Consider the following 19,318-nt stretch of genomic DNA (forward strand, 5'->3'; position numbering starts at 1 on the left):
ACTCGTATTCTACGCGCCGTCGAAATCGGCGCGGGCGCCGGCGTCCGCGCGAGCCGGCGTCGAGAGCGGGCGCCCGGCGCGCGACTAGACTCGGGCACCGTGACCGACCGCACCCTCGTCAAGCAGCTCGCCGCCTCCGCCGACGGACCCGTCCGGGTCTCGGGATGGGTCGAGACGGTGAGGGATCAGAAGAAGGTCCAGTTCGTCATCCTCCGAGACGAGTCCGGCTCGGTGCAGCTCGTGCACCCGCGCGTCGACCACGACGGCGTCACCCCCGACCCGCTCGCCGAGCAGATCTCGGCGCTCAGCACCGGCACCTTCCTCTCCGTGGAGGGCGAGCTCAAGCACGACGAGCGCGTCAAGCTGGGCGGCATCGAGGTGAAGCTCGCCTCGATCGAGGTGAGCGGCGCCCCCGCCCTCGAGTCGCCGATCGCCGACGACACCTCGATCGACAAGCGCCTCGACTGGCGCTTCCTCGACCTGCGCCGCCCCGAGCAGCAGCTCATCGCGCGCGTGCAGACGACCTTCGAGCACGCGCTGCGCAGCTGGTGGGTCGAGCGCGACTTCATCGAGATCCACACGCCGAAGCTCATGGCCTCCGCCTCCGAGTCGCGCGCCGAGCTCTTCGAGGTCGAGTACTTCGAGAACAAGGCCTACCTCGCCCAGAGCCCCCAGTTCTTCAAGCAGATGGCGCAGCCGGCCGGCTTCGGCAAGGTGTTCGAGATCGCGCCCGCCTTCCGCGCCGACCCGAGCTTCACGAGCCGCCACGCGACCGAGTTCACGAGCGTCGACATGGAGCTCAGCTGGGTCGACCACGAGGACGTCATGGCGATCCACGAGCAGCTCATCGTCGCGGGCCTCACCGCGGTGAAGGAGAAGCACGGCGACGACATCCGGGCGCTCTTCGACCTCGAGGTCGTCATCCCCTCGACGCCGTTCCCCCGCATCCCGCTCGCCGAGGCGAAGCGCGTCGTCGCCGAGCGCGGCTACACGGTGCCCCGTCAGGATGCCGACATGGACCCGGAGGGCGAGCGCCAGATCGCCGCGTGGGCGAAGGAGGAGCACGGCTCCGACTTCGTGTTCCTCACCGACTACGACACCTCGATCCGGCCCTTCTACCACGCGCGCCACGCGGACGACCCGCAGCTCACGAAGAGCTACGACCTCATCTTCCGCGGCACCGAGATCTCGACGGGCGCCCAGCGCGAGCACCGCGTCGACGTGCTCGAGGCGCAGGCCCGCGAGAAGGGCATGGACCCGGAGGAGCTCGGCTTCTACCTCGACTTCTTCCGCTACGGCGTCCCGCCGCACGGCGGCTTCGGCATGGGCCTCTCCCGCGTCATCATGCTGCTCCTCGAGCAGTCCTCGATCCGCGAGGTGACCTACCTGTTCCGCGGGCCGAACCGCCTCCTGCCCTAGGGCGTGCTGCTCGACCCCTCGGGGTCGCGGCACGACCTCCGCGGTGTCAGGGCCGTGTCGCGGTGCCCTCGATGCGGGCGGCGAGCTCGGCGAAGGTCTCCGCGAGGAGCGCCGCCTCGGCGGGGGCGAGCTCGCCGAAGACGTCGGCGCAGTGCTGGTGGTACCGGGCGTAGGCGGCCGTGATCTTGTCGACGCCGGCGGGGGTGGCGGTGATGACGCGTTCGCGGCGGTCGGCGGGGTTGATGACGCGTTCGACGTCGCCGAGCGCCTCGAGTCGATCGACGACGTGCGTGACCGTGGCGGTGGTGACGTTCAGCATCGTGCACAGCTCCTTGGCCGTCACGGTCCGCTGCTCGCGTCGCGCCTGGGCGAGAAAGCGCAGGGCCTGGGTCTCGTTGCTGCTCAGGTCGAGGCGCCGCAGGACCTCTTTCGCCATGGAGCGCTGTGCGTCGAGGAGGTGGAGGAGCTCGCGGACGGCGGCGGCGCCTTCGGGGCTGGCCGGCGGGGCGGCGTTGAGATGCAGTGCTTCACGGCGCACGAGGTTCTGGGGCATGGTGGTCCTCCTCCGCCTCCGTATTGAACTCCGGCGGCGGTCGTTGCGACATACCCCCGAAGTGGGGAATATGCCGATCGAATTCTCTTCGTAGAGAATCTAATCAGCCGGTCAGGGATTCGGGTTCCTTGATCCTCCAGCTCCTTCGGGTGGAGCTGATGCCAGCTCCTTCGGGTGGAGCTGCCAGGGCCGCCGCTGGGGAGCGGCGGCCCTCATCTTCTCTCCGATCCGGACCTCCCGGCCGTCACGACGCCGACGCCCCCTCGGGCGGACTCGGGCGGGCGCGGGCCGAGACCGGATCGCTCAGTCGCCGGTCTCGCTGCTCGCGTCGCGGAAGGCGACCGACACGCGCTCGGTGAACGCGATGAAGACGTCCACGGCGTCGATCGGCACGGACTGGGAGAGCGCTCGGCGGTAGGCCGCGCGCAGCGCACCCACGACCTGGGATCCTTCGGCGCTCAGCTCGATCCGCACGCTTCTGCGATCGGAGAGATTGCGGACCCGGTCGAGCAGTCCGCGCTTCGCGAGGCGATCGAGCAGCGCGGTGACGGCGCCGGTGCCCATCTCGAGGTACCGCCCGAGCTCCTTCGGCGTCCGGTCCTCGTCGACCGCGCCGAGGAACTTCAGCGCTCGGAGGTCGACCGGATTCAGATCGTGCAGGACCGCGAGGTGCTGCATCAGATGGGCGTGCTCCACCTGCGCGCTGTAGAACGCGGTCACGGCGGCATCCAGGATGCGGTCCTCGTCCGCCCGCTCCGCGGCATCCTCGGGTTCGTCCATGCGGGCATGCTAGTCGATAAACGTTTGAGTCGAAAATTGACATGAACGTACTTCGAGTCATACACTGCAAGTAGCTCGAGTTTCGAGCAGTACATTCGACTGAAGGAACCATCGTCATGCGTCGCCCGAACCGCACCCTGTCCCGTATCGCCGCCTTCGCCGCGATCCCGTCCGCGCTCCTGGTCGCCGGCATCGCCGTGTCGACCGCGTCGTACTCGGCGTTCTCGGCGACCACCTCCGATGGCGCCAGCAACTGGTCGATGGGCTCCGTCGCGCTGAGCAGCGATGCCGCCAACGGTGCGCTGTTCTCGGCCGAGGACCTCAAGCCCGGGTCGACCGGGACCAACTGCATCGCCGTCACCTCCACCGGGTCGCTGGCGAGCGCGGTGAAGCTGTACGCGACCGACGTGCACCAGACCAAGGGGCTGGCCTCGCACGTCACGCTGCGGGTGAAGCAGGGCTCGGGCGGCGGCTACGGCACCTGCAACGGCTTCACGCCGGCCTCCGGCGCGGAGGGCACCCTGTTCGACGACTCCCTCGCGACGTTCGCGACGAGCCGGACCGACTACGCGACCGGGATCGGCACGTGGAAGCCCGCCGGCAAGAAGGCCGAGACGCGGACCTTCCAGATCACCTACACCGTCTCGCCCGATGCACCGGCGTCGCTCATGGGAGCGTCGGCGAGCCTCGGCTTCACCTGGGAAGCCCAGAACTCCTAGACCGGAGCGGGGAGAAGGGGAGTCGGACATGCTGGCGTGGGGACGGTTCGCCGCGGTCGTGGCGGCGCGGGCACTGCTCGCGGCGATCGCCGGCCTGGCGTTCTGGGCGGCGGCGCCGATGGTGCTCGGCTGGCACAGCACGACCGTGATGACCGGGTCGATGGAGCCTGCGCTGCAGGTCGGCGACGTGGTCGTGAGCAAGCCGGTCGAGGCGCACGAGCTGCGGCCCGGGCAGGTCCTGCTCTTCCCCGACGCCGACCACCCCGGAACGCTCCGACTGCACCGCTTCGACGCGATCGACGACGACGGGGGGCTGATCACCAAGGGCGACGCCAACGTCGCCGCCGACTCCACCCGCATCGACCGGGGGACGGTCTCCGGCGTCGGCTACCTCCGCGTGCCGCTGATCGGCACCCCCGCGGTCTGGATCTCGGAGCACCGCACCGCACCGCTCGTCGCCCTCGGCGCCGGGCTCCTCCTCCTCGCGGCGGTGGCGGTCGTCCCCGCGGTCGCCGGCGGCGACGCCGGCGAGCCCGCGCCCCGACGAGGACGACACCGCCGGCGCCGCCGTCTCGCGCGACCGCTCCCCCTCGGCGTCGCGGCGACCGCCGTCGTGATCGCGATCCTGGCCGTCCCCGCGCCGGCCGCGGCGGCCGCCTTCTCCGCCGCCACCGCCTCCGCGAGCACCATCTCGACCGCGGCGGCGACACCCGCGACCGGTCTGACCTGCACGAACAACGCCGACGGCTCCGTCACCGTGGGCTGGAAGTATGCCGGAGCCCGACCGGAGCGCTTCACCACCATCGTCGACGGCACACCCGGCGCCGCCGTCGACGGCGCCGCCCGCTCCACCATCCTCAGCCCCGAGGGCCTGTTCTCCTGGCGGACCTCCACCGTGAGCATCCGCACCGACCTCACCAGCACCTGGACCACCGCGTCCACCGGCAGCGTCAAGATCACCACCGTCCGCTTCCTCGGATTCGGGCGGACCACCTGCGCCGCCTAGCGCTCGGCGATCATCTCGAGCCCCGGCTGAGCTCCTCCGGCAGCTCGGCCACGGGGGCGATGACCATGTCCTGCACCTTCCAGTCCAGCTCGACGCAGCGCTCGCGCGCCGCCTCCAGCTGCGCGAGCGTCGGCATGCGGCCGCCCGCGGGGATCACGAAGGACTCCACGTGGAAGACGTGGCCCTCGTCCCGCACGCGCGAGGCGGCATCCCCGACCCAGTCGATCGCGCGGAGGGTCTTGTCGATCTCCCGCCCGAGCGGATGCGGCTCGGCATCGTCGAAGGTCTTCGCGCGGCTGTCCATGAGGGCGGACACGGCGCGGCGGAGGTTCTTCCAGCCGTCCCGTGCGATCGAGGCGGCGATCACGAGCGCGGCCGCGGCATCCGCCCACCACAGCCCGACGCCGATGCCGAGGACGCCGACGATCGCGGCGCCGGCCGTCATCCAGTCCGCCTTGTTCATGTCGGCGTCGGCGTAGAGCACCTTGTCGTGCAGCGTCTCGGCGAGGCGCATCTTCTTCCGGCCCAGGATCACGGGCGCCGGGATCGTGAGCGCCATCGCCGGGATCATGAGCCAGCCCAGCCAGATCGTCTCGCCGAAGAGGGTGACCCCGCCGATCGCCGGATGCTCCGCGGCCAGCAGCTTCGAGCCGGAGTCGACGATGAGGTACGCACCCATGACGAGCAGCGAGACCGCCGCGACGAGGTGCGCGATGCCCGTCGCGCGGTGGTAGCCGTAGGGATGCCGCTGATCCGGGCGGCGGCGCACGACGAGGCGGGCCGCGAGGAACGCGATCGGCGGGAGGAAGGAGAGCAGGTCCTCGATCCAGGCCGCCCGCATCGCCTGCGAGCTGCCGAGCACGAGCGCGACGATCACGACGGTGACGGCGAGGAAGGCGATGCTCGCCCACTCCAGGCGGACGGCGAGACGCAGCGCGTCGCGCTGCTCGTCCGGCAGCTCCGTGCGCCCGATGCGGGCGCCCGGCTCAGCGCGCATCGTCGTGCTCCTGGAGGTAGCGGTCGAGCTCGAGCACGAGGCCGTTCTCGCCGAGCGGCGCGAGCATGACGAGCTCCTCGCGACGCTCGCCGCGAGCGTCGTCGAGGACGTAGGCCTGCGTCGTGCTCGCCCGGTCCGACCACGGCGTGTCCGGCCGGATCCCGCCCACGACGAGGTCGACCGCCCCCGCATCGAGCTCCTCGACGAGACGCTGCTCGCTCTCCTGCCGCCACGTGATCCCGACCCCGAGCGACTCCGCGAAGCCCGCGACCAGGTCGATCTCGGCGCCCGCCGGATCCTCGCCCTCCACGAGCTGCACCCAGCCGGGGCTCTCGGTCACGCCGACGCGCAGGCCGTCCTCGCGGATGCGGTCCAGCGCGCCATCCGGATCGGCCGGGATGCTCGGGACGCAGCCGGCCAGCGCCGAGGCCGCGACGACGGCGAGCGCCGACGTCGCGATCCGCACCGGGCTGCGCATCATCCCGCGCCTCCTGAGACCCATGCCGGGAACGCTACGCGCCGGCGCGGAGCGGTCCGCGAGCGCGCAGGCGGCACCCAGGTCGCCGGTCCCTCAGCCGGCGGGCGCGCTGAGCCCCGCGAGGTACCGGCGCGCCCGGAGCACCCCGACCCCCTGCGACACGAGCAGGACCACGAGGGATGCCGCGAGCAGCACCATGAGGACGGTGCGGATCCAGGCGAGATCCGAGTCCGCCCCGATCGAGAGCTGCAGCGCGAGGAGCCCCGACAGCAGCGCCCCCTGCTGGAGCATCTGCCACGGGGCGTAGCGCGCGTAGACGGTCGCGTAGTCGCGGGCCGGCGCCGCGAGCTCCCCCGGCAGCTCGCCGCCGCGGAACACGGCCGCGCGCACGAGCCGGCGCTCCGCGTGGAGCAGGTGCCGGAGGTTCATCATGCGCGCGGGGGCCGGGAGGGCTGCGACGAGCGCCGCGATGCTCACGACCATGCAGCCGAGCGCGACGCCGGCCCACACGGTCCAGCTGCCGGGCGCCCAGAACGCGACCACGACGACCGCGCCCACGACGGCCGCGACGCCGACGAAGGGCAGGAGCTTGAGCCGCCTGCGGCGCAGCTCCTCGGGCGACGCCGCCAGCCACTCCAGCGAGGGCCGGTCGAGCGACATCAGTGCTCGGACTCGAAGTCGATCGCCGCGCGGGAGGCGGCGTAGCCGCGGATCACGGCGGCCGCGGCCTCGTGCTCGGGATGCACCTGGTACGCCTGGAGCGCATCGCGGGACTCGAAGAGCGAGACGAGGACGACATCCGAGTTGCCCTCGGTCTCGTGCAGGTCGGCGTGCACCTCGAGCCACGCGAGGCCCTCCACGAGGTCGACGAGCGGGGAGAGCCTCGCGGCGATGTCGGCGATCTGCGCCTGCCGCTCCGCGGCGTCCTCGGTCTTCAGCGTCCAGGCGACGATGTGCTTGATCATGCTGATGCCTCCTCGGCGTCGGTGAGCGCGCGGCGCAGGCGGTCCGCATCCACGCGCCAGATGGTGTGCACGCGCTCCTCGATGAGCACCACCGGAATCTCCTCCACGAAGCGCTCGTGCAGCTCCGGGTCGTCGAGGATCGAGCGCTCCTCGAGCTGCGCGGACGGGAACTCCGGCAGGACCTCGGCCAGCACGGCGCGGGCGTCGTCGCAGAGGTGGCAGCCGGGCTTGCCGACGAGGGTGACGCGGGGCACGACTCCAGCGTAGACCGCGCGCTCCGCGGGCGGCGCGGAGCGCTCCGCTAGGCTGGCCCGACCATGCCCGAGGTGAACGACGTCGACCCCGGCGGCCCCAGCTCGTCCCCGATCGTCGCCTTCTTCGACGTCGACAACACGCTCATGCGGGGCACGAGCCTCTTCCACCTCGGCATCGAGGCCTGGCGGGAGGGCGTCATCGGGCCCCGCGACATCCTCCCCTTCGCCTGGCACCAGATGCGCTTCATCGCGAAGGGCGAGAACGACGCCCATCTCAGCTCGGCGCGGGAGCGGGCGCTCGAGCTCATCGGCGGCCACAGCCCCGACGAGATCGAGGCGCTCGCCGAGCAGATCTGGGAGACCCGCATCCGCCCGCGGCTCTGGCCGGAGACCGTCGGGATCGCGCAGGAGCACCTCGCGAAGGGCCACGAGGTGTGGCTCATCTCCGCGACCCCGATCGAGGTCGGCCGGCTCATGGCCCGGCGGCTCGGGCTGACGGGCGCCCTCGGCACCGTCGTCGAGCGGGAGGACGGGATCTACACCGGCAAGCTCGTCGGCCACGTGCTCCACGGCGAGCAGAAGGCGGTCGCGGCGCGCGAGCTGACCGGCCGCATCGGCGCCCGCCTCGAGGACTGCTGGGCGTACTCCGACAGCCGCAACGACATCCCGCTCCTCTCCCTCGTCGGCAACCGGGTCGTCGTGAACCCCGACGTCCCGCTCCGCCTCCACGCGGCGAAGCACGACTGGCCCGTGCTGCAGCTCAAGCCCGCGAGCATCCGCGAGGCGCAGCGGCGGGTCAAGCGCGAGGCGCGGGCGGTGCGGAAGGACGCGCGGCGCACCGACCCCGGCGGCGGCCCGGACACGAAGAAGCGCCGGACCCCGTAGGGCCCGGCGCTCACGACCGCGAGGCGGTCTACTTCTTGTTGCGACGCTGGTGACGCGTCTTGCGCAGCAGCTTGCGGTGCTTCTTCTTGGCCATCCGCTTGCGGCGCTTCTTGATGACAGAGCCCATGATTCACCTCATTCGTTCGGACTGATCGGACCACCGGGTCCGTGTCAGAACCTCGAGTAAGTCAACCTGGGGATTCTAGCCTGTTCAGCCGACCTGGGCGTCCCCGAGGCGGATCATCGCCGCCACGGCGGACTCGGGGATGCGGTACGAGCGCCCGAATCGGATAGCCGGCAGGTCGCCCGCCTTGACCATGCGGTACACGGTCATGTTCGAGACGCGCATCATCTCGGCCACCTCCGCGACCGTGAGGAAGCGCACGTCGTCGAGCTCGCCTGCCATGTCCGTCCCTCGATCGAAGATGGGCGCCGTGTTGCCAGTGTGACTGGAGTGCCCAGGCGACACCCTAGGGGGTCGCGTCAGCGCCTGTAAAGACTCAGGGGGTGCTCAGCTGCGGCCGGTGATCCGGGCGACGCCCTCCTGGAGCCGCTCCTGCGCGCCCTGGATGCGCTCCTGCGCGTCGTGCACGACGCTGCGGGCCGTGTGCGCCGTCTCCGCCGCGGCGCGGCCGAGCCGCGATCCCGCCTGCTCGGCGCCCGCCCAGGCCGCGAACGCCGCCGCGTACACGGTGTCGCCCTCGTCCCCGACCGCCGGGTCGTCGGCGCCGGCACGGCCGCCGAGACGATCCGCGAACGGCGCGATCCACCGGTCGAGCTCGCCGAGCGGGGAGCCGTCGAGACGGTAGTAGCGGTGCTGCCCCTCCTCGCGCACCTGCACGAGCCCGTGCTCGCGGAGCACCTTGAGGTGCTTCGAGACGGTCGGCTGGCTGATGCCGAGGGCCGCGACCAGCTCCCCGACGCTGATCTCGCCGCGGGCGCTGCCCGGATCCTCGGCGACCTCGAGGAGGCGGGTGAGCAGCTCGCGGCGGGTGGGGTCCGCGACGACGTCGAAGATGTCGGCCATGACGACAGGGTAGTCAGCACGGGCCGGGAGTACCATTGCCCCCCGTGCGCAGCAGTCCTGTCGCGGCGAAGGCCCGCCTCTCCGAGAACGCCTCGCTCGGCGACCGGATCCGCCACCGCATCGGCCACTTCGCCAAGACCTCGCCGTCGCGCTTCGCGATCCTCGTGTTCACGAGCCTGATTGTCGTGCTCACGATCGTGCTCATGCTGCCGGTCTCGAGCGCGGGACCGGGCGGCACCTCGCTCGCCGACGCCCTGTTCACCGCGGTCTCGACCATCTGCGTGACCGGGTTGACCGTGGTCGACATGTCGACGCACTGGTCGACCTTCGGCAACGTCGCCATCCTGATCGGACTGCAGGTCGGCGGCATCGGCGTCCTGACCCTCGCGAGCATCCTCGGATTGGCGGTCTCGCGGAAGCTCGGCCTGCAGCAGCGGCTCATCGCCGCGAGCGACAGCAACCCCTCGCGCCTCAGAGTCGGACCGGTCGCCGAATCTCAGGCGGTCCGACTCGGCGAGATCGGCGGCCTCCTGGCGACCGTCGCGATCAGCGCCCTCGTCATCGAGCTCGCCCTCACCCTCGCGCTCGTGCCGAAGCTGCTGATCTACGGTCTGGATCCCTGGGCCGCGGTCTGGAAGAGCTTCTACTTCGCCGCGTCCGCGTTCACGAACACCGGGTTCGTGCCGACCGAGGCCGGGGTCGAGCCCTTCCGCCACGACCCCTGGTTCCTCAGCGTCATCGCGATCGGCGTGTTCCTCGGCAGCATCGGGTTCCCGGTCATCTTCGCGCTCGCCCGTCGGGTGCGGCTCCGGGCACGGCTGTCCGTGCACGCGCGGCTCACCATCTACACGACCCTCATCCTGATCGCGCTCGGCGGGCTGGCGATCCTCGCACTCGAGTGGGACAACCCGTCGACCCTCGGAGGGGAGGATCCATGGTGGCGGCCCGTGACCGCCGTCTTCACCTCCGTCATGACCCGATCCGGCGGATTCTCGACCATCGACGTCGGGGAGATGAACGGCTCGAGCCTGCTCGCCATGGACATGCTGATGTTCGTCGGAGGCGGGTCGGCGTCGACCGCGGGCGGCATCAAGGTGACGACGCTCGCGGTCCTGTTCCTCGCCGCGATCGCCGAGGCGCGCGGCGACAACGACATGCAGGTCTTCGAGCGCCGCATCCCGACCGATGTCCTCCGCCTCTCGGTGAGCGTCGTGCTCTGGGGCGCGACGATCGTCGCCGCCGCCTCGATCGCGATCCTCCAGCTCACCGGCGAGCCGCTGGACCGGGTGCTCTTCGACGTCATCTCCGCGTTCGCCACCTGCGGTCTCAGCACCGGGCTCACCGAGTCGCTGCCCGATTCCGGCAAGTACATCCTCTCCGCGACCATGTGGGCCGGTCGAGTCGGGACGGTTACGCTGGCCGCGGCGCTTGCTGCGTCGCAACGACGACAGCTGTACCGCAGAGCCGAGGAGCGGCCGATCGTCGGCTGAGCAGCCGACCAGCACGCCCGACGCACCACCGTCTCGAGAGGACCGCACCCCTTGGTCGACAAGATCCCGCACGACGCACCCGTCCTGGTGATCGGGCTGGGGCGCTTCGGCGCCGCCACGGCAGGTCAGCTGCAGCGCCTCGACCGCGACGTGCTCGCGGTCGACGCCGACGAGTCGCTCGTGCAGAAGTGGTCGGAGCGCGTGACCCACGCCGTCCAGGCCGACGCCCGCTCGGTGGACGCCCTCCGCCAGATCGGGGCCCAGGACTTCTCGATCGCGGTCGTCGCGGTCGGCTCTTCGATCGAGGCGAGCGTGCTCATCACGGCGAACCTCGTCGACCTCAAGATCCCGCAGATCTGGGCGAAGGCGATCAGCCAGTCGCACGGCAAGATCCTCTCGCGCATCGGCGCGAACCACGTCATCTACCCGGAGGCGGAGGCCGGCGAGCGCGTCGCGCACCTGGTCTCGGGACGCATGATCGACTTCATCGAGTTCGACGACGGCTTCGCGGTCGTCAAGATGTACCCGCCGAAGCCGATCCGCGGCGTCACGCTCGCGGAGTCGGGCGTGCGGAAGAAGTACGGGATCACGGTCGTCGGCGTGAAGAGCCCCGGCAAGGACTTCACCTATGCGACGCCCGACACCGTCATCTCGAACCACGACCTCATCATCGCGAGCGGCTCCTCCGCCGACATCGAGCGCTTCGCGAGCGTCGCGGGCTGAGCCGCCCGCGCCGCCGCCCGCGCCGCCGGCCGCGCGTCAGCCGGCCGCGAGCTCCCGGGCCCGGGCCAGCGCCGCCGCCGTGGCGCGGTCGAACACGGCCGACAGCTCCGCCGCCTCGAGCTCGGCGATCGCGCGCTCCGTCGTGCCCTTCGGGCTGGTGACACGACGACGGAGCTCGGCCGGGTCGCCCTCCGAGCGGGCGAGCAGCTCGCTCGCGCCGCGGAAGGTCCCCTCGACCATGACCGCGGCCTGCTCGGCCGTGAAGCCCATCCCGACCGCCGTCCGGCTCAGCTGCTCGATGAGGAAGAAGACGTAGGCCGGCCCCGAGCCGCTGATCGTCGAGAGCGCGTCGATCTGCGACTCCGGCACCTCGAGGACCTCCCCGACCGTCTCGAAGACGGCGCGCACGAGGCCCAGATCCTCGGCATCCCCCCGCGACCCGGCCGCGATGCCGGTCACGCCGCGCCCGACGAGCGACGGCGTGTTCGGCATGGCCCGCACGACGACGTTCGGCACGAGCGCCTCCATGGATGCGGTCGTCACCCCCGCCGCGACGCTCACGAGGATCGTGTCCGGCTCGAGCGCCGGCGCCACCTCGCGGAGGAGGTCCGCCACCATCCCGGGCTTCACGCCGATGATGGCGACCCGGGCGCCGGCGAGCGCGATGCGGTTCGCCTCCGGCTCCAGCTCGGTCGCGAGGGAGGTGACCTCGGGGGCGCGGAGGGCCGCCGCCTTCGCCTCGGTGCGGTTCGTGACGCGGATGCCGCCGTCGACGACGACGCCGTCCGCGGTGAGACCCGAGAGGATCGCACCGCCCATCGAGCCGGTTCCGAGGATCGCGATGCGGGGCAGGTCGACGCTCATGACTCCGAGTGTAGGTTGGAGGCCTCACCGGGACAGAGGGAGCGGGGCTGCATGAGCGCGTCAGGCGGGGCGAAGGCGGTCGTGGCCGCGCTGCTGGCGAACACCGGGATCGCGGTGACGAAGTTCGTCGCCTTCCTCGTCTCGGGCTCCAGCTCGATGCTCGCCGAGAGCGTGCACTCCCTCGCCGACGCCGGCAACCAGCTGCTCCTGCTGCTCGGCGGTCGCCGGGCGCGCCGCGCGGCCGACGCCGAGCACCCCTTCGGCTACGGCCGCGAGCGCTACGTCTACGCCTTCGTCGTCGCGATCATCCTCTTCTCCGTCGGCGGCATGTTCTCGCTCTACGAGGGCATCGAGAAGATCCAGCACCCGCACGAGCTCGACAACGTGTGGCTGCCGATCATCGTCCTGCTCATCGCGATCGTGCTCGAGTCGCTGTCGCTGCGCACCGCCGTCCGGGAGTCGAACCACGTCCGCGGGAAGCAGGGCTGGGTGCAGTTCGTGCGCCGCGCGAAGAGCCCCGAGCTGCCGGTCGTGCTCCTCGAGGACGTCGCCGCGCTCACCGGCCTCGTGCTCGCGCTCCTCGGCGTCGGCCTCACCGCCATCACCGGCGACGCCGTCTTCGACGCGATCGGCACGATCTGCATCGGCGTGCTCCTCGTGCTCGTGGCGATCATCCTCGGCATCGAGACGAAGAGCCTCCTCGTCGGCGAGGGCGCGACGCCGGAGGAGACGCAGCGCATCCGCGAGGTCTTCAACGCGCACCGCGAGGTCGAGGCGCTCATCCACATGAAGACGCTCTACCTCGGGCCGGAGGAGCTCATGATCGCGGCGAAGGTCGCGTTCCCGAGCCAGACCCGTATCGCCGAGGTCGCCGCCTCCATCAACCGGCTCGAGGCGGACCTGCGCGAGACGATCCCGCACGCCCGCGTCATCTACATCGAGCCCGACATCTACGTGACGCCCGGCGAGGGCAGCCCCTCGACGGACGCGATCGTCATCAAGGCGAGCGACTAGGCGCGCGCTCAGCGGTGCGCGCGCCGGGCGCGCTCAGCGGTGCGCGCTCAGCGGTGCGCGCTCAGCGGTGCGCGCTCAGCGGTGCGCGTCGAAGAAGGCTCGCAGCTGCGCCGAGGCCTCCTCGGCGAGCACGCCCGCGACGACCTCGACCCGGTGGTTGAGCCGGCGGTCGCGGAGCAGCTCGTGCACGCTCCCCACGGCGCCCGCCTTCTCGTCCCAGGCGCCGAAGACGACGCGCGGGATGCGGGCCGCGAGGATCGCGCCCGCGCAGAGCACGCAGGGCTCGAGCGTCACGACGAGGGTCGCGCCCTCGAGGCGCCACCCGCCCCGGGCCTCCGCGCCGCGGCGGATCGCGAGGACCTCCGCGTGCGCGGTCGGGTCGCCCAGCAGCTCGCGCTCGTTGCCGGCCTCCGCGAGGACCGCGCCGTCCGCATCCAGCAGCACCGCGCCGACCGGCACGTCGCCCGTCCGGGTCGCCGCCGCCGCGATCTCGAGCGCGCGCCGCATCCAGCGCTCGTCGTCCGCGTCGGGCCGCATCCCGCATCCTCTCGCCGCCCGCTCGGACGGTAGCCTGAGCCTATGCGAGTGCACGTTGCCGACCATCCCCTCGTCACCCACAAGCTGACGGTCCTCCGCGACGAGCGCACCCCCGCGCCGACGTTCCGTGCGCTCGCCGAGGAGCTCGTGACGCTCCTCGCCTACGAGGCGACGCGCGGCGTCCGCACGCAGGAGGTCACGGTGCGCACGCCGGTCGCCGAAGCGCGCGGGCTCGCCATCGCCGACCCGAAGCCGCTCGTCGTGCCCATCCTCCGCGCCGGGCTCGGGATGCTGGAGGGCATGGTCAAGCTGGTCCCGACCGCCGAGGTCGGCTTCCTCGGGATGGTCCGCAACGAGGAGACGCTGCAGCCGGAGACCTACGCGGAGCGGCTGCCCGAGGACCTCTCCGACCGCCAGTGCTTCGTCATCGACCCGATGCTCGCGACCGGCGGCTCGCTCATCGCCGCGATCGACTTCCTGCTCGCGCGCGGCGCCCGGGATGTCACCGCGGTCTGCCTCATCGCCTCCCCCGAGGGCCTCGCCGCCGTCGAGCGGGCGATGGAGGGCCGGGCGGACGTGTCGATCGTGCTCGGCGCGGTCGACGAGAAGCTGAACGAGGTCGGCTACATCGTGCCCGGCCTGGGGGATGCGGGCGATCGGCTCTACGGCCTGGTCTGACCCCCGCGCTCCTCTCGCGATAGACATGTCTGCGGCGCGAGGGACGGCGTCGTGCCGGGGTCCGCGCCGCAATAGACATGTCTACGGCGGGGTGCAGCGCAGGGTGCGGCGAGAGGTCGCCGCGAGCGCGGGTTGACAGATGTTGCGCGCGTGCAAGAAACTTGCACGCATGACCGCCCTTCCGCACACCCAGTTCGCCCGCGAGGTGGATGGGGTCGTCGGCATGATGATGCCGACGGACGCGGTCATGTGCTGTCGAATGTGCGCCTGAGAGGCCGTTCCCGCCCGAGTCCCCATGGATCCCGCTGACGTGCATCGTCCGGGTCCAGGCGAGGACTCCCGGACCCCGTCGCGATCGACGGATGCGTCCGCACCTCTGCACGACGACGACACAGCGAGGCGAGCTCCGATGGATGAGACCCGGACGCCGCCCGCGCAGCCTGAAGGATTCGACACCATGTCCCTCGCGACCATCGACACCATCCGCCCCGCCCGCCGCCGGCCCGCCGCGCCCGCCCCGGCATCCCCCGTCCGCGCCGTCCCGCCGATCGGCGACTCGGCGCCCGCCCCGGCTCCTGCGGCCGATGGCGCCGCCGCGGCCCCCGCGACCACGCCGTCATCCGCGGAGGCCGGCCGCATCCGCGCCGTGCCCGCCGGCACCGAGGCCCGCGGCTTCGCCCTGTACGTCGGCCTCGACGAGGAGACCGCGGTGCGCGCCGGCACCGACCTCGGCACCGTGGTCCAGGCGATCAAGCGCCTCCTCGGCGATCTCGTGCCCGGCGCCGAGACCTACGCGTCCGTCGCGCTCGCCCCCGTCGGCGCGGGCGGCCGCGACGTGGATGTCGTGCGGCTCGCCCTGCAGGACCCGGCCGCGCTCGCGAAGCACCGCCAGGCGGCGGCGCCGGCCCAGGAGCCGGAGGCGCGCGGAGGTGTCGTGATCGACATCTCGCGCAAGCGCGTCCAGCTCGACGGCGAGACCGCGCCCCTCACCTACAAGGAGTTCGAGCTGCTGCAGTTCCTCGTGCTCCGCGAGGGCCGCACGATCGACCGGCAGGAGATCATCCAGTCGCTCTGGGCCGAGACGACCGAGGAGGAGGCCCCGAACGAGCGCACGATCGACGTGCACGTCCGACGCCTCCGCTCCAAGCTCGGCGCCTACGAGGACATCGTGCGCACCGTCCGCGGCGCCGGCTACCGCTTCGACCGCCACGCGGACGTCGCGATCCGCTGGGCGTCCACGCCCTCGCCCGACGTCTTCTGACCCGAGACGGCACGCGGCATCCGCGGCTGTCGGCGGGTCGCCGTAGCGTGATCGCATGGACGTCATCCTCATCCCCGGCTTCTGGCTCGACGCGTCCTCCTGGGACGCGGTGATCCCCGCGATCCGGGAGGCGGGGCACGAGCCGCGGCCGCTGACGCTGCCCGGTCTGGAGTCAGCGGCCTCGCCGCGGTCCGACATCGGCCTCGAAGACCACGTGGATGCGGTCGTCGCCGCGATCGACGCGGCCGACGGTCCCGTCGTCCTCGTCGGGCACTCCGGCGGCGGAGCGATCGCCTACGACGCAGCCGACCGGCGCGTGGACCAGGTGGCCCGGATCATCTACGTCGACTCCGGCCCGCTCTCCGAGGGAGCCGCGATCAACGAGGAGCTGCCCGCCGAGGGAGGCGAGATCCCGCTGCCCGACTGGAGCGCCTTCGAGGATGCGGAGCTCGCGGGCTTCGACGAGGGCGGCCTCGCCGCCTTCCGAGCGCGCGCCGTGCCGCAGCCGCTCCGCGTCGCGACCGACCGCCGCGTCCTCCGCGACGCGCGCCGACGCGACATCCCGGCGACCGTCATCTCGAGCACCATGTCGGCCGCGCTCATCCACGAGCTCGCGGCGGGCGGCCATCCCTTCATGGCCGAGTTCGCGACGCTCTCGGATGCCGTGATCGTGGAGCTCCCGACGGGCCACTGGCCGCAGCTCACCCGCGGCGCCGAGCTCGGCGACGCGATCGCGGCGGCGCTGCCGGCGAGCTAGCCGCGCAACTCGGTCCGGGCCGCTCCGGCACGGCTCACCCGCCAGGCGGTGTCGCCGTCGGGCGAGGCGTCGATGACGCAGAAGCGGTTGCCGTCGGGGTCCTCGAGGATCTCGTCGTCGGCCTCCGCCGGCCGCCCCGCCCAGTCGATGTGCCGGGCGCCGAGGGCCAGCAGCCGCTCGACCTCCGCCGCCTGGTCGTCGGCATACAGGTCGAGGTGGATGCGCGGCGGCAGCGAGACCCGCGAGTGCCCGGCATCGAGCGACAGCGCGACGCCGCCCTCGCCGACGTTTCCCTCCGCCTCGAGGATCGCGAAGTCGACGTCCGGCTCGCGCCGCAGTCGCGCGTGCAGTGCGGCGCTCCAGAACTCGATCGCCCTCGCGAGGTCGTCGACGCCCATCACGATGCTCCCGATCCGCAGCATCCCCCCATGCAACGCGCCCGCGCCCTCCCCGTCAACCGCCCCCCCTGCCGCCCGGCAGCCCGACTTCCGAAATGCAGGACGATTCGCGGGCTGCGCCCGGCCTGCCGGGGCCTGCACGGCATCCCGGCGGCCCGCATCCTGCATTTCGGAAGGGGCGCCCGGCGGCGCTCTTCCGAAATGCAGGACGGGCTGCGCACCCGAGATCCGCCGCGCCCGAGAACTGCTGGGCGCACGCCGAACGGTCCTGCATTTCGGAAGGGGTGCCCGGGGCGGGGGCGGGATGGTGTGGGGCGGTCCCGGGTCAGCGGCGCTTCGGGGAGGGCTCCGGGGTGGGCAGGGCGCCCGCCTCGCGGAGCTCCGTGTAGTGGGCGCGCGCCTCATCCTGGCGCGCGCGCTCGGCACCCGTCGCGATCTCGGCGCGAAGGTGCTCGGGGGCGAAGCCGAAGGCCTCGACGAGGTCGAGCGCCTGCGGCCGGAGGCGGGGCAGGAGCCGGTCGTCGATGTAGTCGGTGATCGCGTGCGCGCGGAAGGCGGAGAGCCGGCCGTTGAGGAGATACCAGGCGAGGTGCCGCTCGATCGTCGTGAAGCCGAAGAGGTCGCGGAGCCAGGTGAGGACCTGCCTCGTGCCGTCGTGCTCGATCGTCTCGAGCGCCTCCGTGAAGGCCTCCCACTGGAGGAGCTCGGCGTGCGCGATCGCGGTCTCGATGAGCTCGTTCTGGTTCTGGTTGAAGAGCTCGGCCGCGGCGTCCGCATCCAGCTTGGAGGCGTTGCGCATGCGGTTCGCGATCTCGCCCACCATGGTGTGCACGCGGTCGGTGAGGAGCTGCCGCTGCGAGTCGGCGTCGCGCACGAAGCCGACCGAGCGGGCGGTGGAGCCGAAGTCGGCGACCCGCTGCGCGAGCTGGCGGAGACCGGAGCGGTTGAGCGCCGCCTCCCCCACCTGGCCGGCGACGAACTGCGCGATGTCGCCGGCATCCGCCGAGCGCATGCGCTGCGCGAAGTCGCCGAGGAGGCGCTTCGCGACGAGCTGGAGGAGGACGTTGTTGTCGCCCTCGAAGGTCGCGTAGATGTCGAGGTCGGCACGGAGCTGCGTGAAGCGGTTCTCCGCGAGGAAGCCGGCACCGCCGCAGGCCTCGCGGCACTCCTGGAGGATGTCGAGTCCGGCCCAGGTGGAGAGCGGCTTGAGGGCGGCCGCGAGGGTCTCGAGATCCTGCCGGTCCTCGTCGGTGTCGTGCGCGCCGCTGAAGACGCCGTCGAACTTCTCGAGGAGACGCTCGTGCGCGAAGGACATCGCGTAGGTCTGGGCGAGGCGCGGCAGCAGCCGTCGCTGGTGGCGCTGGTAGTCGAGCAGCACGACCTCGGCGTCGTCGGCGCCGGCCGTGAACTGGCGGCGCTCGGCGGCGTAGCGGATCGCGATCGTGAGGGCGAGCTTCGCGGCGACCGTCGAGGAGCCGTCGAGCGAGACGCGGCCCTGCACGAGCGTGCCGAGCATGGTGAAGAAGCGGCGGCCGGGGCTCGCGATCGGCGAGGTGTAGGTGCCGTCGGCGGCGACCTGCCCGTAGCGGTCGAGGAGGTCGGTGCGCGGGATGCGGACCCGGTCGAAGTGGAGGCGCCCGTTGTCGATGCCGTTGAGCCCGCCCTTAAGGCCGTCGTCCTCGCCGCCGATGCCGGGCAGGAACGCCCCCGCCTCGTCGCGGATGGGCACATAGAAGGCGTGGACGCCGTGATCCACCCCCTTCGTGATGAGCTTCGCGAACAGCACCGCCGCGCGGCCGTCTTTCGCGGCGTTGCCGAGGTAGTCCTTCCAGGCGCCGCGGAAGGGCGTGTGGATGACGAACTCCTCGGCGGCCTCGTCGTAGGTGGCGGTCGTGCCGATGGAGGCGACATCCGAGCCGTGGCCGGTCTCGGTCATGGCGAAGGCGCCGGGCACGCGCAGGTCCATGGCGCCCGGGAGGTACGCCTCGTGGTGGCGCTCGGTGCCGAGGTGCAGGATCGCGGCCCCGAAGAGCCCCCACTGGACGCCCGCCTTGATCTGGAGGGAGGCGTCGCCGAGGACGAGCTCCTCGAAGGAGGCGATGTTGGCGCCGTGCGCCTCCTCGCCGCCGAGGGCGCGCGGGAAGGCGCGGTGGACGGCGCCGTCCGCGACGAGCTGACGCAGCTGCCCGAGGACGCGCTCGCGATGCTCGGCCATGCCGAGGCCGTCGATGCGGTGGTAGCGCTCCTCGCGGAGCAGCTCGCGCGAGTGCCGGCGCACCTCGCCCCATCGGCCGAGCAGGTGCTCGCCGAGCAGCGCGGTGTCGATGCTCGGGCCGGCGGCGGCCTCGCCGTCGTCGTGGTGGGCGGCGGGCAGCGCCTCGGCGGCGGGCTCGTCGAGCACTCGGGTGCGCATGCGTGACTCCTCTGCGGTGGGGACGGGATGACCGTAACCCCGGCCGCCGACCTCGCCCCGAATGCTCGTGGAGGCCGACGAACCCGGCCCCGTGGCCTCC

General features: G+C 72.1%; 24 protein-coding genes. 10 read left to right on the forward strand and 14 right to left on the reverse strand.

Going from position 1 to position 19,318, the window contains the following annotated elements:
* Nucleotides 1-99: 99 nt before the first annotated feature.
* Nucleotides 100-1,419, forward strand: coding sequence for an aspartate--tRNA(Asn) ligase (aspS, locus tag OF852_RS08755; protein ID WP_271118784.1), 1,320 nt, complete (start codon nt 100-102; stop codon nt 1,417-1,419).
* A 46-nt stretch (nt 1,420-1,465) separates the two neighbouring features.
* Here aspS and OF852_RS08760 read toward each other — a convergent pair whose 3' ends face one another.
* Nucleotides 1,466-1,972, reverse strand: a complete 507-nt coding sequence (locus tag OF852_RS08760) for a MarR family winged helix-turn-helix transcriptional regulator (RefSeq protein WP_271118785.1) — start codon at nt 1,970-1,972, stop codon at nt 1,466-1,468.
* A 303-nt stretch (nt 1,973-2,275) separates the two neighbouring features.
* Nucleotides 2,276-2,752, reverse strand: coding sequence for a MarR family winged helix-turn-helix transcriptional regulator (locus OF852_RS08765; RefSeq protein ID WP_271118786.1), 477 nt, complete (start codon nt 2,750-2,752; stop codon nt 2,276-2,278).
* 116 nt (nt 2,753-2,868) lie between these two features.
* On the opposite strand from OF852_RS08765, the gene OF852_RS08770 reads away from it, so the two are divergent.
* Nucleotides 2,869-3,471: a hypothetical protein gene (locus OF852_RS08770; RefSeq protein ID WP_271118787.1), complete on the forward strand. Its 603-nt coding sequence runs from the start codon at nt 2,869-2,871 to the stop codon at nt 3,469-3,471.
* A 28-nt stretch (nt 3,472-3,499) separates the two neighbouring features.
* Nucleotides 3,500-4,477 carry a signal peptidase I gene (locus OF852_RS08775; protein WP_271118788.1) on the forward strand — a complete coding sequence of 326 codons (978 nt, stop codon included), beginning with the start codon at nt 3,500-3,502 and terminating at the stop codon, nt 4,475-4,477.
* Between the two features lie 10 nt (nt 4,478-4,487).
* Here the strand turns inward: OF852_RS08775 and OF852_RS08780 are convergent, their stop codons facing one another.
* From OF852_RS08780 to OF852_RS08800, 5 genes are all read right to left on the reverse strand, one after another.
* The gene (locus tag OF852_RS08780) at nt 4,488-5,474 is read right to left on the reverse strand and encodes a cation diffusion facilitator family transporter (protein ID WP_271118789.1); all 987 of its coding nucleotides are present in this window, start codon (nt 5,472-5,474) and stop codon (nt 4,488-4,490) included.
* On the reverse strand, nt 5,464-5,976 hold the full coding sequence (locus OF852_RS08785; protein ID WP_271118790.1) for a transporter substrate-binding domain-containing protein: 513 nt from the start codon (nt 5,974-5,976) through the stop codon (nt 5,464-5,466). The genes OF852_RS08780 and OF852_RS08785 overlap by 11 nt, the downstream gene beginning before the upstream one ends.
* A 69-nt stretch (nt 5,977-6,045) precedes the next feature.
* Nucleotides 6,046-6,612, reverse strand: a complete 567-nt coding sequence (locus tag OF852_RS08790) for a hypothetical protein (RefSeq protein WP_271118791.1) — start codon at nt 6,610-6,612, stop codon at nt 6,046-6,048.
* Nucleotides 6,612-6,917 carry a Dabb family protein gene (locus OF852_RS08795; protein ID WP_271118792.1) on the reverse strand — a complete coding sequence of 102 codons (306 nt, stop codon included), beginning with the start codon at nt 6,915-6,917 and terminating at the stop codon, nt 6,612-6,614. Before OF852_RS08795 ends, OF852_RS08790 begins: the two co-directional genes overlap by 1 nt.
* Nucleotides 6,914-7,171, reverse strand: coding sequence for a glutaredoxin family protein (locus tag OF852_RS08800; protein ID WP_271118793.1), 258 nt, complete (start codon nt 7,169-7,171; stop codon nt 6,914-6,916). The genes OF852_RS08795 and OF852_RS08800 overlap by 4 nt, the downstream gene beginning before the upstream one ends.
* 63 nt (nt 7,172-7,234) lie before the next feature.
* Here OF852_RS08800 and OF852_RS08805 point away from each other — a divergent pair, with 63 nt between their 5' ends.
* Nucleotides 7,235-8,056 carry an HAD family hydrolase gene (locus OF852_RS08805; protein ID WP_271118794.1) on the forward strand — a complete coding sequence of 274 codons (822 nt, stop codon included), beginning with the start codon at nt 7,235-7,237 and terminating at the stop codon, nt 8,054-8,056.
* A 28-nt stretch (nt 8,057-8,084) separates the two neighbouring features.
* On the opposite strand, the gene OF852_RS08810 is transcribed toward OF852_RS08805, so the two are convergent.
* The 3 genes from OF852_RS08810 to OF852_RS08820 all read right to left on the reverse strand — a co-directional run bounded on the left by OF852_RS08810 (nt 8,085) and on the right by OF852_RS08820 (nt 9,083).
* Nucleotides 8,085-8,183, reverse strand: coding sequence for a 30S ribosomal protein bS22 (locus OF852_RS08810; protein WP_003792170.1), 99 nt, complete (start codon nt 8,181-8,183; stop codon nt 8,085-8,087).
* Nucleotides 8,184-8,267: 84 nt separating this feature from the next.
* A complete protein-coding gene (locus OF852_RS08815; protein ID WP_271118795.1) occupies nt 8,268-8,462 on the reverse strand; it encodes a helix-turn-helix domain-containing protein in 195 nt (64 codons plus the stop codon).
* Between the two features lie 105 nt (nt 8,463-8,567).
* On the reverse strand, nt 8,568-9,083 hold the full coding sequence (locus OF852_RS08820) for an ArsR/SmtB family transcription factor (RefSeq protein WP_271118796.1): 516 nt from the start codon (nt 9,081-9,083) through the stop codon (nt 8,568-8,570).
* A 44-nt stretch (nt 9,084-9,127) separates the two neighbouring features.
* Here OF852_RS08820 and OF852_RS08825 point away from each other — a divergent pair, with 44 nt between their 5' ends.
* The gene (locus OF852_RS08825) at nt 9,128-10,573 is read left to right on the forward strand and encodes a TrkH family potassium uptake protein (protein ID WP_442908613.1); all 1,446 of its coding nucleotides are present in this window, start codon (nt 9,128-9,130) and stop codon (nt 10,571-10,573) included.
* A gap of 51 nt (nt 10,574-10,624) precedes the next feature.
* The gene (locus OF852_RS08830) at nt 10,625-11,296 is read left to right on the forward strand and encodes a potassium channel family protein (protein WP_271118797.1); all 672 of its coding nucleotides are present in this window, start codon (nt 10,625-10,627) and stop codon (nt 11,294-11,296) included.
* A 36-nt stretch (nt 11,297-11,332) separates the two neighbouring features.
* On the opposite strand, the gene proC is transcribed toward OF852_RS08830, so the two are convergent.
* A complete protein-coding gene (proC, locus tag OF852_RS08835; RefSeq protein WP_271118798.1) occupies nt 11,333-12,160 on the reverse strand; it encodes a pyrroline-5-carboxylate reductase in 828 nt (275 codons plus the stop codon).
* Nucleotides 12,161-12,211: 51 nt separating this feature from the next.
* On the opposite strand from proC, the gene OF852_RS08840 reads away from it, so the two are divergent.
* The gene (locus tag OF852_RS08840; protein WP_271118799.1) at nt 12,212-13,174 is read left to right on the forward strand and encodes a cation diffusion facilitator family transporter; all 963 of its coding nucleotides are present in this window, start codon (nt 12,212-12,214) and stop codon (nt 13,172-13,174) included.
* 75 nt (nt 13,175-13,249) lie between these two features.
* Here the strand turns inward: OF852_RS08840 and tadA are convergent, their stop codons facing one another.
* Nucleotides 13,250-13,711 carry a tRNA adenosine(34) deaminase TadA gene (gene tadA, locus OF852_RS08845; protein ID WP_271118800.1) on the reverse strand — a complete coding sequence of 154 codons (462 nt, stop codon included), beginning with the start codon at nt 13,709-13,711 and terminating at the stop codon, nt 13,250-13,252.
* Nucleotides 13,712-13,753: 42 nt separating this feature from the next.
* Here tadA and upp point away from each other — a divergent pair, with 42 nt between their 5' ends.
* From upp to OF852_RS08860, 3 genes are all read left to right on the forward strand, one after another.
* Complete coding sequence (gene upp, locus OF852_RS08850) at nt 13,754-14,389, forward strand: uracil phosphoribosyltransferase (RefSeq protein WP_271118801.1); 636 nt, start codon at nt 13,754-13,756, stop codon at nt 14,387-14,389.
* Nucleotides 14,390-14,846: 457 nt separating this feature from the next.
* Nucleotides 14,847-15,650, forward strand: a complete 804-nt coding sequence (locus OF852_RS08855; RefSeq protein WP_271118802.1) for a winged helix-turn-helix domain-containing protein — start codon at nt 14,847-14,849, stop codon at nt 15,648-15,650.
* Between the two features lie 55 nt (nt 15,651-15,705).
* Entirely contained in the window at nt 15,706-16,407 is a 702-nt protein-coding gene (locus OF852_RS08860; RefSeq protein WP_271118803.1) for an alpha/beta fold hydrolase, read from the forward strand.
* Here the strand turns inward: OF852_RS08860 and OF852_RS08865 are convergent.
* Both OF852_RS08865 and OF852_RS08870 read right to left on the reverse strand, forming a co-directional pair.
* On the reverse strand, nt 16,404-16,829 hold the full coding sequence (locus OF852_RS08865) for a VOC family protein (protein WP_271118804.1): 426 nt from the start codon (nt 16,827-16,829) through the stop codon (nt 16,404-16,406). The two genes, OF852_RS08860 and OF852_RS08865, sit on opposite strands and share 4 nt — an antisense overlap.
* A gap of 301 nt (nt 16,830-17,130) precedes the next feature.
* Entirely contained in the window at nt 17,131-19,218 is a 2,088-nt protein-coding gene (locus tag OF852_RS08870) for an acyl-CoA dehydrogenase family protein (RefSeq protein ID WP_271118805.1), read from the reverse strand.
* Nucleotides 19,219-19,318 lie beyond the last annotated feature (100 nt).

It is taken from the genome of Homoserinibacter sp. YIM 151385, from assembly GCF_027912415.1.
Classification (GTDB): Bacteria; Actinomycetota; Actinomycetes; order Actinomycetales; family Microbacteriaceae; genus Schumannella.

Coding starts and splice junctions, on each gene's coding strand:
- tadA (WP_271118800.1), bottom strand. CDS start 13,711: ATGCGGCCCGACGCGGACGACGAGCGCTGGATGCGGCGCGCGCTCGAG.
- OF852_RS08785 (WP_271118790.1), bottom strand. CDS start 5,976: ATGGGTCTCAGGAGGCGCGGGATGATGCGCAGCCCGGTGCGGATCGCG.
- OF852_RS08820 (WP_271118796.1), bottom strand. CDS start 9,083: ATGGCCGACATCTTCGACGTCGTCGCGGACCCCACCCGCCGCGAGCTG.
- proC (WP_271118798.1), bottom strand. CDS start 12,160: ATGAGCGTCGACCTGCCCCGCATCGCGATCCTCGGAACCGGCTCGATG.
- OF852_RS08840 (WP_271118799.1), top strand. CDS start 12,212: ATGAGCGCGTCAGGCGGGGCGAAGGCGGTCGTGGCCGCGCTGCTGGCG.
- OF852_RS08815 (WP_271118795.1), bottom strand. CDS start 8,462: ATGGCAGGCGAGCTCGACGACGTGCGCTTCCTCACGGTCGCGGAGGTG.
- OF852_RS08865 (WP_271118804.1), bottom strand. CDS start 16,829: ATGCTGCGGATCGGGAGCATCGTGATGGGCGTCGACGACCTCGCGAGG.
- OF852_RS08765 (WP_271118786.1), bottom strand. CDS start 2,752: ATGGACGAACCCGAGGATGCCGCGGAGCGGGCGGACGAGGACCGCATC.
- OF852_RS08860 (WP_271118803.1), top strand. CDS start 15,706: ATGGACGTCATCCTCATCCCCGGCTTCTGGCTCGACGCGTCCTCCTGG.
- OF852_RS08760 (WP_271118785.1), bottom strand. CDS start 1,972: ATGCCCCAGAACCTCGTGCGCCGTGAAGCACTGCATCTCAACGCCGCC.
- OF852_RS08805 (WP_271118794.1), top strand. CDS start 7,235: ATGCCCGAGGTGAACGACGTCGACCCCGGCGGCCCCAGCTCGTCCCCG.
- OF852_RS08775 (WP_271118788.1), top strand. CDS start 3,500: ATGCTGGCGTGGGGACGGTTCGCCGCGGTCGTGGCGGCGCGGGCACTG.
- upp (WP_271118801.1), top strand. CDS start 13,754: ATGCGAGTGCACGTTGCCGACCATCCCCTCGTCACCCACAAGCTGACG.
- OF852_RS08855 (WP_271118802.1), top strand. CDS start 14,847: ATGTCCCTCGCGACCATCGACACCATCCGCCCCGCCCGCCGCCGGCCC.
- OF852_RS08795 (WP_271118792.1), bottom strand. CDS start 6,917: ATGATCAAGCACATCGTCGCCTGGACGCTGAAGACCGAGGACGCCGCG.
- OF852_RS08810 (WP_003792170.1), bottom strand. CDS start 8,183: ATGGGCTCTGTCATCAAGAAGCGCCGCAAGCGGATGGCCAAGAAGAAG.
- OF852_RS08780 (WP_271118789.1), bottom strand. CDS start 5,474: ATGCGCGCTGAGCCGGGCGCCCGCATCGGGCGCACGGAGCTGCCGGAC.
- OF852_RS08790 (WP_271118791.1), bottom strand. CDS start 6,612: ATGTCGCTCGACCGGCCCTCGCTGGAGTGGCTGGCGGCGTCGCCCGAG.
- OF852_RS08870 (WP_271118805.1), bottom strand. CDS start 19,218: ATGCGCACCCGAGTGCTCGACGAGCCCGCCGCCGAGGCGCTGCCCGCC.
- OF852_RS08770 (WP_271118787.1), top strand. CDS start 2,869: ATGCGTCGCCCGAACCGCACCCTGTCCCGTATCGCCGCCTTCGCCGCG.